The 15,952-nt window shown below is 52.8% G+C and carries 15 protein-coding genes; all 15 read left to right on the plus strand.

What is annotated here, in order from left to right; genetic code table 11:
• Positions 1–5: 5 nt before the first annotated feature.
• A complete protein-coding gene (wzb, locus tag AC534G_RS09345; RefSeq protein ID WP_038641798.1) occupies positions 6–455 on the plus strand; it encodes a low molecular weight protein-tyrosine-phosphatase Wzb in 450 nt (149 codons plus the stop codon).
• Positions 452–2,614, plus strand: coding sequence for a tyrosine-protein kinase Wzc (wzc, locus tag AC534G_RS09350; RefSeq protein WP_110497474.1), 2,163 nt, complete (start codon positions 452–454; stop codon positions 2,612–2,614). The genes wzb and wzc overlap by 4 nt, the downstream gene beginning before the upstream one ends.
• Positions 2,615–2,691: 77 nt before the next feature.
• On the plus strand, positions 2,692–3,534 hold the full coding sequence (gene wcaA / locus AC534G_RS09355) for a colanic acid biosynthesis glycosyltransferase WcaA (RefSeq protein WP_069323489.1): 843 nt from the start codon (positions 2,692–2,694) through the stop codon (positions 3,532–3,534).
• Between the two features lie 2 nt (positions 3,535–3,536).
• Positions 3,537–4,025 carry a colanic acid biosynthesis acetyltransferase WcaB gene (gene wcaB / locus AC534G_RS09360; RefSeq protein ID WP_038641791.1) on the plus strand — a complete coding sequence of 163 codons (489 nt, stop codon included), beginning with the start codon at positions 3,537–3,539 and terminating at the stop codon, positions 4,023–4,025.
• Positions 4,022–5,239, plus strand: coding sequence for a colanic acid biosynthesis glycosyltransferase WcaC (gene wcaC / locus AC534G_RS09365; protein WP_110497476.1), 1,218 nt, complete (start codon positions 4,022–4,024; stop codon positions 5,237–5,239). The genes wcaB and wcaC overlap by 4 nt, the downstream gene beginning before the upstream one ends.
• Positions 5,214–6,431, plus strand: a complete 1,218-nt coding sequence (gene wcaD, locus AC534G_RS09370) for a colanic acid polymerase WcaD (protein ID WP_038641784.1) — start codon at positions 5,214–5,216, stop codon at positions 6,429–6,431. The genes wcaC and wcaD overlap by 26 nt, the downstream gene beginning before the upstream one ends.
• A gap of 5 nt (positions 6,432–6,436) precedes the next feature.
• Positions 6,437–7,183: a colanic acid biosynthesis glycosyltransferase WcaE gene (gene wcaE / locus AC534G_RS09375; RefSeq protein ID WP_110497479.1), complete on the plus strand. Its 747-nt coding sequence runs from the start codon at positions 6,437–6,439 to the stop codon at positions 7,181–7,183.
• A 9-nt stretch (positions 7,184–7,192) separates the two neighbouring features.
• Positions 7,193–7,747 (plus strand): colanic acid biosynthesis acetyltransferase WcaF, encoded by a 555-nt coding sequence (wcaF, locus tag AC534G_RS09380; protein ID WP_110497481.1) that lies wholly within the window; start codon positions 7,193–7,195, stop codon positions 7,745–7,747.
• A gap of 24 nt (positions 7,748–7,771) precedes the next feature.
• A complete protein-coding gene (gene gmd / locus AC534G_RS09385; protein ID WP_038641779.1) occupies positions 7,772–8,893 on the plus strand; it encodes a GDP-mannose 4,6-dehydratase in 1,122 nt (373 codons plus the stop codon).
• 2 nt (positions 8,894–8,895) lie between these two features.
• Positions 8,896–9,861 carry a GDP-L-fucose synthase gene (gene fcl, locus AC534G_RS09390; protein WP_038641777.1) on the plus strand — a complete coding sequence of 322 codons (966 nt, stop codon included), beginning with the start codon at positions 8,896–8,898 and terminating at the stop codon, positions 9,859–9,861.
• A gap of 2 nt (positions 9,862–9,863) precedes the next feature.
• Positions 9,864–10,343, plus strand: coding sequence for a GDP-mannose mannosyl hydrolase (locus AC534G_RS09395; RefSeq protein ID WP_110497482.1), 480 nt, complete (start codon positions 9,864–9,866; stop codon positions 10,341–10,343).
• A complete protein-coding gene (gene wcaI, locus AC534G_RS09400) occupies positions 10,340–11,566 on the plus strand; it encodes a colanic acid biosynthesis fucosyltransferase WcaI (protein ID WP_110497484.1) in 1,227 nt (408 codons plus the stop codon). The genes AC534G_RS09395 and wcaI overlap by 4 nt, the downstream gene beginning before the upstream one ends.
• On the plus strand, positions 11,566–13,002 hold the full coding sequence (gene cpsB, locus AC534G_RS09405) for a mannose-1-phosphate guanyltransferase (RefSeq protein ID WP_038641772.1): 1,437 nt from the start codon (positions 11,566–11,568) through the stop codon (positions 13,000–13,002). The genes wcaI and cpsB overlap by 1 nt, the downstream gene beginning before the upstream one ends.
• A 130-nt stretch (positions 13,003–13,132) precedes the next feature.
• Positions 13,133–14,503 (plus strand): colanic acid biosynthesis phosphomannomutase CpsG, encoded by a 1,371-nt coding sequence (cpsG, locus tag AC534G_RS09410; protein ID WP_110497486.1) that lies wholly within the window; start codon positions 13,133–13,135, stop codon positions 14,501–14,503.
• A 53-nt stretch (positions 14,504–14,556) separates the two neighbouring features.
• Positions 14,557–15,951, plus strand: coding sequence for an undecaprenyl-phosphate glucose phosphotransferase (gene wcaJ, locus AC534G_RS09415; protein ID WP_110497488.1), 1,395 nt, complete (start codon positions 14,557–14,559; stop codon positions 15,949–15,951).
• The last annotated feature ends 1 nt before the right edge of the window (position 15,952 follow it).

Here is a 15,952-nt window from a genome sequence, read left to right on the forward strand (position 1 = left end):
TCGTCATGTTTAACAAAATATTGGTTGTCTGTGTGGGGAACATTTGCCGTTCCCCGACGGCAGAACGCTTGTTAAGGAAGTTTCATCCGGCGTTGACGGTCTCTTCTGCAGGTCTCGGGGCGCTGGTGGGTAAAGGTGCGGATCCCTGTGCTATCAGCGTCGCGCAGGCGCACAACCTGTCACTGGAAAATCATTGTGCCCGCCAGATCTCAGGACGCATGTGCCGGGAGTATGACCTGATCCTGACCATGGAAAAACGCCATATTTCAGCCCTGTGCGAAATGGTGCCGGAGATGCGCGGCAAAGTGATGCTTTTTGGTCACTGGGACAGCGAACGTGAAATTCCCGACCCATACCGTAAAAGTCGGGATGCGTTTGACGCGGTGTACGCATTACTTGAACGGTCTGCCCGCCAGTGGGCTCAGGCATTGAACGCGGAGCAGGGAAAACAATGACAGAAAAAGTAAAACAGTCTGCCGCGCCGGTTACGGGCAATGATGAAATCGATATTGGTCGTCTGGTAGGAACGGTGGTGGAAGCTCGCTGGTGGGTGCTTGGTATTACGGCGACGTTTGCGTTATGTGCGGCGGTCTACACGCTGTTTGCCACGCCCATCTACAGTGCGGATGCGCTGGTGCAAATTGAGCAAAATACCGGGAATTCCCTGGTGCAGGATATTGGCTCGGCGTTGTCGAATAAACCGCCGGCTTCGGAAGCGGAAATTCAGCTCATTCAGTCACGGCTGGTACTGGGAAAAACGGTAGACGATCTCAATCTGGATATCGCGGTGACGAAAGATACATTTCCGATTTTTGGCGCAGGCTGGGATCGGTTGATGGGGCGCCAGAATGAAACCGTTAATGTCACCACCTTTACGCTGCCAAAGGCGATGAAGGAACAGACTTTTACGCTAAGCGTGTTGAACGATAAAAGTTATCAATTAGTCAGTGATGGGGGATTTAGCGCCCGCGGTCAGGTTGGGCAATTGTTGAATCACGATGGCGTGACGATGCTGGTTGAGGCAATTCATGCCAGCCCTGAGAGCCAATTTACCGTCAGCAAATTTTCCACATTGGGCATGATTAACACCCTGCAAAATAACCTGATGGTGACAGAAACCGGCAAAGATACTGGCGTATTGAGCCTGACTTTTACCGGCGAAGACCGCGAACAAATCCGCCAGATCCTCGACAGTATTACCCGCAACTATCTGCAACAAAACGTAGTACGTAAGTCAGAAGAAGCCGCTAAAAGTCTGGCGTTTCTGGCAAAACAGTTGCCTGAGGTGCGTAACCGGCTGGACGTTGCCGAAAACAAGCTGAATGCCTTCCGTCAGGATAAAGACTCCGTGGATTTGCCGCTGGAAGCTAAAGCGGTGCTCGATTCCATGGTAAATATCGATGCGCAGCTCAACGAACTGACCTTTAAAGAAGCGGAAATCTCCAAGTTATTCACCAAAGCGCACCCGGCGTATCGCACATTGCTGGAAAAACGCCAGGCGCTGGAAGATGAGAAAAGCAAGCTGAACGGGCGTGTTACGGCAATGCCGAAAACGCAGCAGGAAATTGTCCGGCTGACCCGCGATGTGGAGTCCGGTCAGCAGGTCTATATGCAGCTGTTAAATAAGCAACAGGAACTGAAGATCACCGAGGCGAGTACGGTCGGAGATGTGCGCATCGTCGATCCCGCGATTGCCCAGCCAGGCGTGCTGAAGCCGAAAAAGGCGTTGATTATTCTCGGTAGCATTATTCTTGGTTTGATGCTTTCGGTGGTGGGCGTATTGCTGCGTTCCCTGTTTAACCGCGGCATCGAAAGCCCGCAGGTGCTGGAAGAGCATGGCATCAGCGTTTATGCCAGCATCCCGCTTTCAGAATGGCAAAAAGCGCGCGATAACGTTCAGACCATTAAAGGTGTGAAGCGTTACAAACAAACCCAGTTACTGGCGGTGGGGAATCCAACGGATCTCGCCATAGAAGCGGTCCGTAGCCTGCGTACCAGTCTGCACTTCGCCATGATGCAGGCGCGCAACAACGTGTTGATGCTGACCGGCGTTAGCCCGTCGATAGGTAAAACATTTGTCTGCGCTAACCTGGCGGCGGTCATTAGCCAGACCCACAAGCGCGTGCTGTTGATCGACTGTGACATGCGCAAAGGCTATACCCACGAACTGCTGGGTACCAGTAACGTCAACGGTCTGTCCGAGATCCTCGTCGGTAAGGGGGATATCTCTTCCAGCGCGAAACCGACCTCCATTGCGAATTTTGATCTGATCCCTCGCGGACAAATACCCCCTAATCCATCTGAGCTTCTGATGAGTGAACGCTTTGGCGAACTGATTACGTGGGCCAGCGAGCACTATGACCTGGTCCTGATAGATACCCCGCCAATACTGGCGGTGACCGATGCGGCAATTGTTGGCCGCCATGTCGGCACCACGCTGATGGTGGCGCGTTATGCGGTCAATACGCTGAAAGAGGTGGAAACCAGCCTGAGTCGGTTTGAGCAAAACGGCATTCAGGTTAAAGGGGTGATCCTCAACTCGATCTTCCGCCGTGCCAGTGGCTATCAGGATTACGGTTACTACGAATACGAATACACGTCGGATTCGAAATAGATAACGAACAGCAACGCATATCGAATGTAGGCCTGATAAGCGTAGCGCCATCAGGCAACTTTATTTGGGAAACGAAAATGACGACAGAAAACCCACTCATTTCAATTTATATGCCAACCTGGAATCGCCAACAGCTGGCCATTCGGGCGATTAAATCGGTGTTGCGCCAGGACTATCCTCACTGGGAGATGATCATTGTGGATGACTGTTCTTCCTCGTATGAGCAACTACAGCAGTTCGTTGAGGAACTGAACGACCCACGCGTGTGCTATACGCATAACGCGACGAACTCCGGGGCCTGCGCGGTACGCAATCAGGCCATCATGCAGGCTAATGGGCAATATATTACGGGTATTGATGATGATGATGAATGGACGCCGAATCGCCTGAGCGTGTTTCTGCAGCATCGTCATCAACTGGTTACGCACGCGTTTCTGTATGCCAATGATTATGTTTGTGAAGGCGAAGTGTATTCGCAACCGGCCAGTCTGCCGCTCTATCCGAAGTCAGTTTACTCCCGACGCAAGTTTTACAAGCGCAATATTATTGGTAATCAGGTCTTTACGTGGGCATGGCGTTTTAAAGCATGCCTGTTCGATACCACACTGAAAGCCGCGCAGGATTACGACATTTTTCTCAGGATGGTGGTGGCGTACGGCAAACCGTGGAAGGTCAAAGAGGCGACGCAGATCCTGCATGTGAACCACGGTGAGATGCGCATTACCTCGTCACCGCATAAATTCTCCGGCTACTTTCAGTTCTATCGTAAGCACAAAGGTAAATTTGACCGGGCGAGTAAGAAATATCAGCTGTTTACGCTCTATCAGATCCGCAATAAACGAATGAACTGGCGCACGCTGCTGACGTTGCTTTCCATTCGCAACAGTAAGCGTCTGGCCGACGGACTGCGAGGACGCTAAGTATGCTGGAAGATTTACGTGCGAACGGCTGGAGTCTGCGCCCCTGCTGCATGGTAGTGGCCTATCGGATTGCCCATTTTTGCTCCGTCTGGCGTAAAAAAAATATCTTGAACAACCTGTGGGCTGCGCCGGTGCTGGTGTTGTATCGCCTGATTACTGAATGCCTGTTTGGTTATGAAATTCAGGCCGCTGCATCTATCGGTCGTCGTTTCACTATCCATCATGGTTATGGCGTAGTGATCAATAAACACGTGGTGGCAGGGGACGATTTAACCCTGCGCCACGGTGTCACCATTGGCAATCCTGGCGGCAAAGATTTGTCCTGTCCGGTCATCGGTAACGGTGTCGAACTGGGGGCCAACGTCACTGTGCTCGGCGATGTCGCTATTGGCGATAACGTGACCATTGGCGCCGGGAGCGTGGTAGTGGATAGCATCCCTGACAACACGCTGGTGGTGGGCGAGAAAGCACGAGTGAAGGTAACAAAATGAATATCTTACAATTTAATGTGCGACTCGCAGAAGGTGGAGCGGCAGGTGTGGCGTTAGATCTGCATCTTCGCGCGCTGGCGAAAGGGTTGACGTCACGCTTTGTGTACGGCTATGGCAAAGGCGGCAAGAAAAGCGCCAGCCACGGTAATTATCCGCATGTTATCAAACATACGCCGCGCCTGACGTCGGCGGCGAATATTGCGCTATTTCGTTTCGCTAACCGCGACCTGTTTGGCAATCTTAACAGTTTATATCGTACGGTGACCCGCACATCCGGCCCGCTGGTACTGCATTTTCATGTGCTGCACAGTTACTGGTTGAACCTGGAAGAGGTCGTGACCTTTTGCGAAAAGGTGAAGGCGCATAAACCGGACATCACCTTTGTCTGGACGCTGCACGATCACTGGAGCGTGACCGGGCGTTGCGCTTTCACAGACGGGTGTGAAAGCTGGAAAACCGGCTGCCAGAAATGCCCGACGTTAAGCAATTATCCGCCGGTAAAAATCGACAAAGCCCATCAGCAGGTGCCCGCTAAACGGCAGAGGTTTCGCGACATGTTAGCGCTTGGCTGCCAGTTTATCTCTCCCAGCCAGCATGTGGCCGACGCGTTCAACAGTCTGTATGGCATGGGGCGCTGCCGCATTATTAACAACGGTATTGATGTGGCAACCGAAGCCATTCTTGCCGAACTGCCCGCCAGACATGAACCACACGGCAGACCGAAAATCGCGGTGGTGGCTCATGACCTGCGCTATGACGGTAAAACCAATCAGCGCCTGGTGCAGGAGATGATGGCGCTCGGGGAAAAAATTGAGCTGCATACCTTCGGCAAATTTTCTCCCTTTGCTGGCGATAATGTCATCAATCATGGCTTCGAAAGCGATAAGCGAACGTTGATGAGCGCGCTTAACGAGATGGATGGACTGGTGTTCAGCTCCCGCGTTGATAATTACCCGCTGATTCTGTGCGAAGCGCTTTCCATCGGGGTACCGGTGATTGCTACGCACAGCGAGGCGGCACAAGAGGTACTGGCGAAAGCGGGCGGTAAAACGTTCAGTGAAGCGGATGTATTGCGGCTGGTACAACTGAAAAAATCAGACATTGCGCAGGCGGTATTCGACACGTCGCTTGCCGCGTTCAGCCAGCGCAGCCGGGTGGCATACAGTGGACAACAGATGCTGGAGGAATATGTCTCGTTCTATCAGAATCTGTAGCTATCTGCTGCTACCGCTGCTTTATCTGCTGGTTAACGTCAAACTTGCCCAGCTTGGTGAGAGCTTCCCGATAACGATTGTCACATTCTTGCCCGTTCTGCTGTTGCTGTTTGTCGAGCGCATCAATATTAAAAAATTAATGATTGCGCTGGGCGTGGGGGGAGGGTTGACGGCGTTTAACTACCTGTTCGGTCAATCGCTGAATGCCAGTAAGTACGTCACGTCCGCGATGCTGTTTGTCTATACCGTGGTGATTATTGGGATGGTGTGGAGTATTCGCTTCAAAACCATTTCGCCGCATAACTATATTAAGATCCTGCGCTTTTTCTGGCTGGTTGTCGGGCTGGTGGTAGGGTTAGCGGCAGTTGAAATGGCGCAGATCATTCTCAGCGGCGGCAGCAGTTTAATGGAAGTTATTTCGAAATATCTTATTTACAGTAACAGCTATGTTCTGAACTTTATTAAGTTTGGCGGAAAACGCACCACTGCGCTTTATTTCGAACCGGCATTCTTCGCTCTGGCGTTAATCTCAATTTGGCTCAGTATCAAACAGTTTGGTATCAAAACGCCTAAGTCCGATGCTATGATTCTGGCAGGGATAATATTATCAGGGTCGTTTTCCGGGGTGATGACGTTTATTTTGTTTTATCTCCTGGAGTGGGCGTTCCAGTACCTGAATAAGGATGCGATAAAAAAGAAGTTGCCGCTGGCGATAATCTCATTAAGCGTGTTTTTAGTCGGTGTGATATTTGCGTTTCCATACATCGCAACGCGCCTTGGGGATTTAGGCACCGAGGGGTCGTCATCGTATTATCGAATCGTGGGACCGCTAGTGATGGTGGGTTATTCGTTAATGCATGTTGATGGCGTAGTAAGATTCGGTTCGCTTTATGAATATGTCGCGTCATTCGGAATTTTTAACGGTGCGGATGTGGGTAAAACGATAGACAATGGTTTGTATCTGCTGATTATTTATTTTTCGTGGTTCGCCGTGATATTAACCCTGTGGTACATGGGGAAAGTTATGAAGATGATGATCACTGCTTTTGGTGATAATCAGAATTATCGGGTGCAGCTATATCTTTTTACGCCGCTGTCGCTGTTTTTTACAGGGTCAGTATTTAGTCCGGAATACGCTTTTTTAATTGTGTGTCCGTTTATTTTGCGCAAGGCGCTGAATATCGCGAGGTAAATCACATGCTGCTTAGTATTATTACCGTCGCCTTTCGCAATCTGGAAGGGATCGTCAAAACTCACGCCTCGCTGGCACACCTGACGCAGGCAGGCGATATCAGTTTTGAGTGGATTGTTGTTGATGGCGGCTCCTCTGACGGTACGTCGGCGTTTCTTGAAGGTCTCGGTGGAGAGCACCGGTTACGGTTTGTCAGCGAACCGGACAACGGCATTTATGATGCGATGAACAAAGGCATTGCGATGGCGCGCGGGCGCTTTGCGCTGTTCCTCAATTCCGGGGATATTCTGCATGCCGATGCGGCTCAGTTCATCCGCCAGTTAAAAACGCAGAGTGATAAAGCCATGGTTATCGGCGACGCGTTGCTGGATTTTGGCAATGGCAACAAAATTAAGCGCCGGGCAAAGCCGGGTTGGTATATTTATCACAGCCTGCCTGCCAGCCATCAGGCCATCTTTTTTCCGCTCTCAGGACTGAATGTCTGGCGCTATGATTTGCAATATAAAATATCGTCCGATTACGCGCTGGCCGCCAGACTATATAAATCTGGTTACGCTTTCAAAAAACTGGACGGGCTGGTGTCGGAGTTTTCGATGGGCGGAGTGTCAACGACGAATAATCTGGAATTATGCCGCGATGCAAAAAAAGTTCAGCGGCAGATATTACATATGCCAGGTTTTTTGACTGGGGTTTCTGAATATTTACGGCTGCGTACAACCGGTAAAACAAAAACTTTATATGGCAAAACGTAAGGGCACATTATGCAGGATTTAAGCGGCTTCAACGTGCCGAAAGGTTTTCGCGGTAGCGGTGTCATTAAAGTGCAATTATGGTGGGCGGTACAGGCAACACTGTTTCGTTGGTCACCCCAGGTAATGTATCGCTGGCGTGCGTTTTTATTACGCATGTTCGGTGCAAAAATAGGAAAAAACGTAGTTATTCGACCTTCAGTAAAAATTACTTATCCGTGGAAATTAACCCTGGGAGATTATGCCTGGGTGGGTGATGACGCGGTTTTATATACGTTGGGTAATATTACGATTGGCGCACACGCGGTTATTTCGCAAAAAAGTTATTTATGTACCGGAAGTCATGATTACGCCAGCCAATATTTTGATATTAACGCCACACCGATTGTGGTTGGCGATAAATGCTGGCTGGCGACAGATGTTTTTGTCGCGCCAGGCGTGACGATTGGCGATGGCACCGTCGTTGGAGCACGCAGCAGCGTATTTAAATCGCTGCCAGCAAATGTCGTTTGTCGGGGAAACCCCGCAGTAGTCACGCGCGAACGCGTCGAGAAAGTTACTCCCTGAGGGGATCATTTAAGAGGTAATAACATGTCAAAAGTCGCTCTCATCACTGGCGTAACCGGGCAGGATGGTTCTTACCTGGCAGAATTCCTGCTGGAAAAAGGGTATGAAGTGCACGGCATTAAGCGTCGCGCTTCATCATTCAACACCGAACGTGTGGACCATATCTACCAGGATCCACATTCAAGCAACCCCAAATTCCATCTGCACTATGGCGATTTGACGGATTCATCCAACCTGACCCGTATTTTAAAAGAGGTCCAACCGGATGAGGTCTATAACCTGGGCGCCATGAGTCATGTCGCGGTGTCGTTTGACTCACCGGAATACACCGCGGACGTCGATGCAATAGGTACGTTGCGTTTGCTGGAGGCTATCCGCTTCCTTGGTCTGGAAAAGAAGACCCGTTTCTATCAGGCCTCCACCTCAGAACTCTACGGCCTGGTACAGGAAATTCCGCAGAAAGAGACCACGCCGTTTTACCCGCGTTCGCCCTATGCGGTGGCTAAGCTCTACGCCTACTGGATTACCGTTAACTACCGCGAATCCTACGGTATGTATGCCTGTAACGGCATCCTGTTTAACCACGAATCTCCACGCCGTGGTGAAACTTTCGTCACCCGTAAAATCACCCGCGCCATTGCCAACATCGCTCAGGGCCTGGAGTCGTGCCTGTACCTGGGCAACATGGATTCGCTGCGTGACTGGGGGCATGCCAAAGATTACGTCAGGATGCAGTGGATGATGCTGCAGCAGGATCAGCCGGAAGATTTCGTCATTGCCACCGGCGTGCAATATTCCGTGCGTCAGTTTGTAGAAATGGCGGCGGCGCAACTGGGTATCAAACTGCGTTTTGAAGGTGAAGGCGTGAATGAAAAAGGCATTGTGGTTTCCGTGACCGGACACGATGCGCCAGGTGTGAAACCTGGGGACGTGATAATCGCCGTCGATCCGCGCTATTTCCGTCCGGCAGAAGTAGAAACGCTATTGGGCGATCCGGCCAGAGCACATGAAAAACTTGGCTGGAAACCGGAAATTACGCTGCGCCAGATGATCTCTGAAATGGTCGCTAACGACCTTGAAGCAGCGAAGAAACATTCCCTGCTGAAGTCGCACGGTTACGAGGTTGCCATCGCGCTGGAGTACTGAGGATGAAGAAACAACGTATTTTTGTGGCGGGCCATCGCGGGATGGTGGGGGCCGCCATCGTAAGACAGCTGGCCCAACGAGATAATGTCGAACTGGTGCTGCGTACCCGAGATGAGCTTAACCTGCTGGATGGAGACGCGGTGCGTCACTTCTTCGCCGCTGAACGTATTGACCAGGTGTACCTGGCGGCGGCAAAAGTGGGTGGGATCGTGGCCAATAACACGTATCCCGCTGATTTTATTTACGAAAACATGATGATTGAGAGCAACATCATTCATGCGGCGCATCTGCATAACGTGAATAAACTGCTGTTTCTCGGATCATCCTGTATTTATCCCAAACATGCTAGCCAGCCAATAGCCGAAAGCGAACTCTTGCAGGGGCAACTGGAGCCGACCAACGAGCCGTATGCGATTGCCAAAATAGCTGGCATCAAGCTGTGTGAATCGTATAACCGTCAGTATGGCCGTGATTATCGCTCGGTGATGCCGACGAATTTGTACGGGCCGCATGACAACTTTCATCCAAGCAATTCGCATGTGATCCCGGCGCTGCTGCGCCGCTTTCACGAAGCCTGCGAGCAAAATGCGCCGGATGTGGTGGTGTGGGGAAGCGGCACGCCGATGCGCGAGTTTCTGCATGTGGATGATATGGCGGCGGCCAGCATCCACGTAATGGAGCTGGCTCATGAAGTCTGGCAGGAATATACCCAGCCGATGCTGTCGCATATCAATGTGGGTACCGGCGTGGACTGCACCATCCGTGAACTGGCCCAGACCATTGCCAAGGTAGTGGGTTACAAGGGGCGCGTGGTGTTTGACGCCAGCAAACCGGACGGGACGCCGCGCAAATTACTCGACGTTACGCGTTTGCATCAGTTGGGCTGGTATCACGAGATATCACTTGAGGCAGGGCTTGCCAGCACCTGGCAGTGGTTCCTTGAAAACCAGCAGCGTTATCGGGGGTAAGCATGTTTTTACGTCATGACGATTTTGCCACCGTCGTACGTTCAACCCCGCTGATTTCTATCGACTTGATCGTGGAAAACGCCGAGGGAGAGTTTCTGCTCGGTAAGCGTCTCAATCGTCCGGCGCAGGGCTACTGGTTCGTTCCCGGCGGTCGTGTGCAAAAAGATGAATCGCTACATGCGGCTTTTGAACGGCTGACTGAAGCTGAGTTGGGGTTGCGTCTACCGCTGTCCGCCGCTGAGTTTTATGGTGTCTGGCAGCACTTCTATGACGACAACTTTTCCGGGGATGATTTCTCAACGCATTACATCGTGCTGGGATTTCGTCTGCGCGTATCAGAAAACGACCTGCAACTGCCTGATGCACAACATGATGCCTACCGCTGGCTGGCGGCGACAGAGATTCAGGCCAGTGACAGCGTACACGCCAACAGCCGGGCTTACTTCTGCCAGGCAAGTCAGAGCGGAGTACCTGGGCTATGAGGATCCTGGTGTATGGCATTAACTACTCGCCGGAGCTGACCGGTATCGGCAAGTACACCGGTGAAATGGTGGAGTGGATGGCGCAACAAGGTCATGACGTGCGGGTGATCACCGCGCCGCCTTATTATCCGCAATGGAAAGTTAATGGTCGCTATTCATCCTGGCGCTATCGTCGCGAGGAGGGGGATGCCACCGTCTGGCGTTGTCCGCTGTATGTGCCTGAGCAACCCTCAACGCTCAAGCGCCTGCTGCATTTGGGCAGTTTCGCCCTGAGCAGCTTCTTCCCGCTGCTGGCGCAACGTCGCTGGAAGCCGGATCGCATCATCGGCGTGGTGCCGACGCTGTTTTGTACGCCGGGGATGCGCTTGCTGGCAAAACTCAGCGGCGCGCGCACGCTGCTGCACATTCAGGATTATGAAGTCGATGCCATGTTGGGACTTGGCATGGCAGGCAAAGGCAAGCGCGGTATGGTGGCGAAACTGGCCTGCGTGTTTGAACGCAGTGGTTTGCACAGCGTGGACAATATTTCGACGATTTCCCGTTCCATGATGCGCAAAGCCATGGAAAAAGGCGTTGCGCCACGCAAGGTTATTTTCTTTCCGAACTGGTCGGAAGTGGCGCGCTTTCGTGACGTGACCGACGCCGATGCTTTGGCGTTGCGCCAGAAACTGGGATTGCCCGCGGATCAAAAAATCATTCTCTACTCGGGCAATATCGGTGAAAAGCAGGGGCTTGAGTGCGTCATCGACGCGGCGGCCCAATTGAGTGAGCAACCCTGGCTGTTTGCGATCGTCGGGCAGGGCGGGGGCAAAGCGCGACTGGAGACCATGGTCAGCGAACGCGACCTGCGCAACGTAATGTTCTTTCCGCTGCAATCTTATGAAGCGCTGCCTGCGCTGCTCAAGCTCGCGGACTGTCATCTGGTCGTACAAAAGCGTGGCGCGGCGGATGCAGTACTGCCGTCCAAACTGACTAATATCCTCGCCGTTGGCGGTAACGCGGTGATTACCGCTGAGCCTGAGACCGAATTGGGTCAGTTGTGTGACGCTCATCCTGGCATCGCGGTGTGTGTCGAGCCGGAATCAGTCAATGCGCTGGTTGGCGGGATTCAACAGGCGCTAACCATGCCAAAAGTTAACACGGTGGCACGTGAGTATGCCGAACGCTCGTTGGATAAAGAAAACGTGCTGAATCAATTTATTGCTGATATTCGGGGTACATGATGAGTCAAAACAAACTCTTTCCGGTAGTCATGGCCGGTGGCTCGGGTAGCCGTTTATGGCCACTGTCCCGCGTACTGTATCCAAAGCAGTTCCTGTGTCTGAAAGGCGATCTCACCATGTTGCAGACGACGATTTGCCGTCTGAACGGTGTGGAGTGCGAAAGCCCGGTTGTTATCTGTAATGAACAACACCGTTTTATCGTTGCGGAACAGTTACGGCAACTGCACAAACTGACCGAGAACATTATTCTCGAACCAGCCGGACGCAACACTGCGCCAGCCATAGCGCTGGCTGCGCTGGCGGCAAAACGTCAGTGTCCGGGTGACGATCCGCTGCTACTGGTGCTGGCGGCCGATCACATGATTGCCGACGAAGAGGCATTTCGCGAAGCGGTTCGCAATGCGATGCCGTATGCCAGTGCGGGTAAGCTGGTGACGTTTGGTATCGTCCCGGACCAACCGGAGACTGGCTACGGCTATATCCGTCGAGGCGAGGTTTCACCGTCGAATACTGACGCGGTGGCTTTTGAGGTGGCGCAGTTTGTTGAAAAACCTAATCTGGAAACCGCACAGGCGTATGTGGCAAGCGGCGACTACTACTGGAACAGCGGGATGTTCCTGTTCCGGGCAGGCCGTTACCTGGAAGAATTGAAAAAGTATCGTCCCGATATTCTTGAGGCCTGCGAAAACGCCATGAGCACCGTCGACCCCGATCTCGATTTTATTCGCGTTGATGAACAGGCGTTTCTCGCCTGCCCGGAAGAGTCTGTGGACTATGCGGTAATGGAACGTACGGCCGATGCGGTGGTGATGCCTATGAATGCAGGCTGGAGCGATGTCGGCTCCTGGTCATCATTGTGGGAAATCAGCGCCCATACTGCTGAAGGTAATGTGCATCACGGCGATGTCATTAGCCACAAAACGGAAAACAGCTACGTCTATGCCGAATCCGGGTTGGTGACGACCGTCGGGGTGAAAGATCTGGTGGTGGTGCAGACCAAAGACGCGGTACTGATTGCCGATCGCAACGCGGTACAGGATGTCAAAAAAGTGGTGGAGAAAATTAAAGCTGACGGGCGCCATGAGCACCACATTCACCGCGAAGTTTATCGTCCGTGGGGCAAATATGACTCCATTGATGCCGGAGACCGTTACCAGGTCAAGCGAATTACCGTCAAGCCTGGCGAGGGATTGTCCGTGCAGATGCATCATCATCGGGCTGAGCACTGGGTTGTGGTTGCAGGTACCGCGAAAGTGACAATTAATGATGATATCAAACTGCTCGCTGAAAACGAGTCTGTCTATATTCCGCTGGGAGCGACCCACTGTCTGGAGAACCCCGGAAAAATCCCGCTCGATCTGATTGAAGTACGCTCCGGATCTTACCTCGATGAGGATGATGTGGTGCGGTTTGCGGACAGATACGGGCGCGCCTGATGCCGGATGCGCTTATCCGGCCTGCAACAGCGTAGGCTCGGTAAGGGAAGCGCACCGGGCAATGCATTAACACTTATTAAAAAGGCTCATTAAGAGTCAGGGCCTCTTGTTGCCTGAAAAAGGGTAAATCATGACAAAACTGACCTGTTTTAAAGCGTATGACATCCGCGGCCGACTGGGCGAAGAGTTAAATGAAGAGATTGCGTGGCGTATTGGCCGCGCTTACGGCGAGTTTCTGCAGCCGAAAACCATCGTCCTCGGCGGCGATGCCCGCCTGACCAGCGAGACGCTGAAGCTGGCGCTGGCGAAAGGCCTGCAGGATGCAGGGGTGGATGTGCTGGATATTGGCATGTCGGGCACCGAAGAGATTTATTTCGCCACTTTCCATCTTGGCGTTGATGGCGGCATTGAAGTGACCGCCAGCCATAATCCGCTGGATTACAACGGCATGAAGCTGGTGCGGGAAGGGGCACGGCCCATCAGCGGTGATACCGGTCTGCGCGACGTGCAGCGTCTGGCGGAAGCGAATGACTTCCCGGCGGTTGATGAGAGCAAACGTGGCCGCTACCAGCGGATCAATCCTCGCGATGCCTACATCGACCACCTGCTGGGTTACATCAATCCCGGCAACCTGAAACCGATGAAGCTGGTGCTCAATGCCGGTAACGGCGCGGCAGGCCCGGTGGTGGACGCCATTGAAGCCCGTTTTAAGGCGCTGGGCGTGCCGGTCGAGTTCATCAAAATTCACAACACGCCGGATGGCAATTTCCCCAACGGTATTCCCAACCCTCTGCTGCCGGAGTGCCGGGCAGACACGCGCAATGCAGTGATTGAACACGGCGCGGATATGGGGATTGCCTTCGACGGGGATTTTGACCGCTGCTTCCTGTTCGATGAAAAAGGCCAGTTCATTGAGGGGTACTACATTGTCGGTCTGCTGGCGGAAGCGTTTCTGGATAAGAATCCGGGGGCGAAAATCATCCACGACCCGCGCCTGTCCTGGAATACTGTGGATGTGGTGACGGCGGCCGGCGGTAAACCGGTGATGTCAAAAACCGGACACGCGTTTATCAAAGAGCGTATGCGCCATGAAGATGCCATTTACGGCGGCGAGATGAGCGCGCATCACTATTTTCGCGACTTTGCTTACTGCGACAGCGGGATGATCCCGTGGCTGCTGGTGGCGGAACTGCTGTGCCTGAAAGGACAGTCACTGGGCGAACTGGTCCGTGACCGGATGGCGGCATACCCGGCGAGTGGAGAAATAAACAGTACGCTGGCAGAGCCGACGGCGGCCATTGCGCGCGTGGAGCAGCACTTTTCCCGGGAAGCGCTGACGGTGGACAGAACGGATGGCATCAGCATGTCGTTTGTCGACTGGCGCTTCAATTTACGCTCTTCCAATACCGAACCGGTGGTGCGCCTGAACGTGGAATCGCGCGGAGATATTCCGTTGATGGAAGCGCGAACGCGCACTCTTCTGGCGTTGCTGAATCAGTAATGCCGGTGCTTCCTTTGCCCGATGATGGGCCAGGGCGACTAACAGGAACCACGATGACACATCTAAAGAAGCGCGAACGCGCCAAAACCAATGCGTCGTTAATTTCGATGGTGCAACGCTTTTCGGATATCACCATCATGTTTGGCGGGCTATGGGTAATCTGCGAATTAAGCGGTTTGCCTTTCCTGTACATGCACCTGCTGGTGGCGTTGATCACGCTGGTGGTTTTTCAGATGCTCGGCGGGATAACGGATTTTTATCGCTCCTGGCGCGGCGTCAAAATATCCACTGAGCTGGTGCTGTTGCTGCAAAACTGGACGCTGAGCCTGATTTTTAGCGCAGGCTTAATTGCCTTTAATAATGATTTCGATAACCGTCTTGCGGTCTGGCTGGCGTGGTATCTGCTGTCAAGCGTGGGGCTGGTGTTGAGTCGTTCGTTTATTCGCTACGGGGCGGGTTGGCTGCGTAATCGCGGTTACAACACCCGCCGGGTCGCGGTGGCAGGCAACCTGCCCGCCGGGCAAATGCTGCTGGACAGCTTTCGCCATGAACCGTGGCTGGGGTTTGAAGTGGCCGGTGTCTATCACGATCCTATCCCCGGCAAAAACTCCCGCGACTGGGCCGGGAATCTGCAACAACTGGTGGATGACGCTAAAGCTTCACGCATTCATAACGTCTATATCGCCATGTCGATGAACGATGGCGCCAGCGTAAAAAAACTGGTGCGTGATCTGGCAGATACGACCTGCTCAGTGATCCTCATCCCCGATGTCTTTACCTTCAACATCCTGCATTCACGGATTGAAGAGATGAACGGTGTTCCGGTGGTGCCGCTGTATGACACGCCGCTCTCGGGCATTAACCGTCTGTTGAAGCGTGCGGAAGATATCGTGCTGGCCTCGCTGATCCTGCTGCTGATTTCCCCGGTGCTGTGTGGCATTGCGTTACTGGTGAAACTGACCTCAAAAGGACCGGTAATTTTCCGCCAGACCCGTTACGGCATGGATGGGAAGCCGATCAAAGTCTGGAAGTTTCGTTCAATGAAAGTGATGGAAAACGACGCGGTGGTGACGCAGGCGACGCAAAACGACCCACGCGTGACGCCGGTGGGGAATTTTCTGCGCCGGACGTCGCTGGATGAGTTACCGCAGTTTATTAACGTGCTGACGGGAGGGATGTCTATCGTCGGGCCACGTCCGCACGCGGTGGCGCATAACGAACAGTACCGCCAACTGATTGAGGGTTACATGTTACGTCATAAGGTGAAGCCGGGCATTACCGGTTGGGCGCAAATCAACGGCTGGCGGGGGGAAACCGATACGCTGGAAAAAATGGAAAAACGTGTGGAATTTGACCTCGAATATATTCGCGAGTGGAGCTTATGGTTCGATATCAAAATTGTTTTTCTGACGATATTTAAAGGCTTTGTGAACAAAGCGGCGTATTAAC

Source organism: Citrobacter sp. CRE-46 (genome assembly GCF_059615875.1).

Bases quoted from the DNA above. Each gene is read 5' to 3' on its own strand.
- fcl (WP_038641777.1), top strand. From the start codon at position 8,896: ATGAAGAAACAACGTATTTTTGTGGCGGGCCATCGCGGGATGGTGGGG.
- wzc (WP_110497474.1), top strand. From the start codon at position 452: ATGACAGAAAAAGTAAAACAGTCTGCCGCGCCGGTTACGGGCAATGAT.
- cpsB (WP_038641772.1), top strand. From the start codon at position 11,566: ATGAGTCAAAACAAACTCTTTCCGGTAGTCATGGCCGGTGGCTCGGGT.
- wcaJ (WP_110497488.1), top strand. From the start codon at position 14,557: ATGACACATCTAAAGAAGCGCGAACGCGCCAAAACCAATGCGTCGTTA.
- wcaC (WP_110497476.1), top strand. From the start codon at position 4,022: ATGAATATCTTACAATTTAATGTGCGACTCGCAGAAGGTGGAGCGGCA.
- wcaI (WP_110497484.1), top strand. From the start codon at position 10,340: ATGAGGATCCTGGTGTATGGCATTAACTACTCGCCGGAGCTGACCGGT.
- wzb (WP_038641798.1), top strand. From the start codon at position 6: ATGTTTAACAAAATATTGGTTGTCTGTGTGGGGAACATTTGCCGTTCC.
- wcaD (WP_038641784.1), top strand. From the start codon at position 5,214: ATGTCTCGTTCTATCAGAATCTGTAGCTATCTGCTGCTACCGCTGCTT.
- wcaE (WP_110497479.1), top strand. From the start codon at position 6,437: ATGCTGCTTAGTATTATTACCGTCGCCTTTCGCAATCTGGAAGGGATC.
- wcaA (WP_069323489.1), top strand. From the start codon at position 2,692: ATGACGACAGAAAACCCACTCATTTCAATTTATATGCCAACCTGGAAT.
- wcaF (WP_110497481.1), top strand. From the start codon at position 7,193: ATGCAGGATTTAAGCGGCTTCAACGTGCCGAAAGGTTTTCGCGGTAGC.
- wcaB (WP_038641791.1), top strand. From the start codon at position 3,537: ATGCTGGAAGATTTACGTGCGAACGGCTGGAGTCTGCGCCCCTGCTGC.
- gmd (WP_038641779.1), top strand. From the start codon at position 7,772: ATGTCAAAAGTCGCTCTCATCACTGGCGTAACCGGGCAGGATGGTTCT.
- cpsG (WP_110497486.1), top strand. From the start codon at position 13,133: ATGACAAAACTGACCTGTTTTAAAGCGTATGACATCCGCGGCCGACTG.
- AC534G_RS09395 (WP_110497482.1), top strand. From the start codon at position 9,864: ATGTTTTTACGTCATGACGATTTTGCCACCGTCGTACGTTCAACCCCG.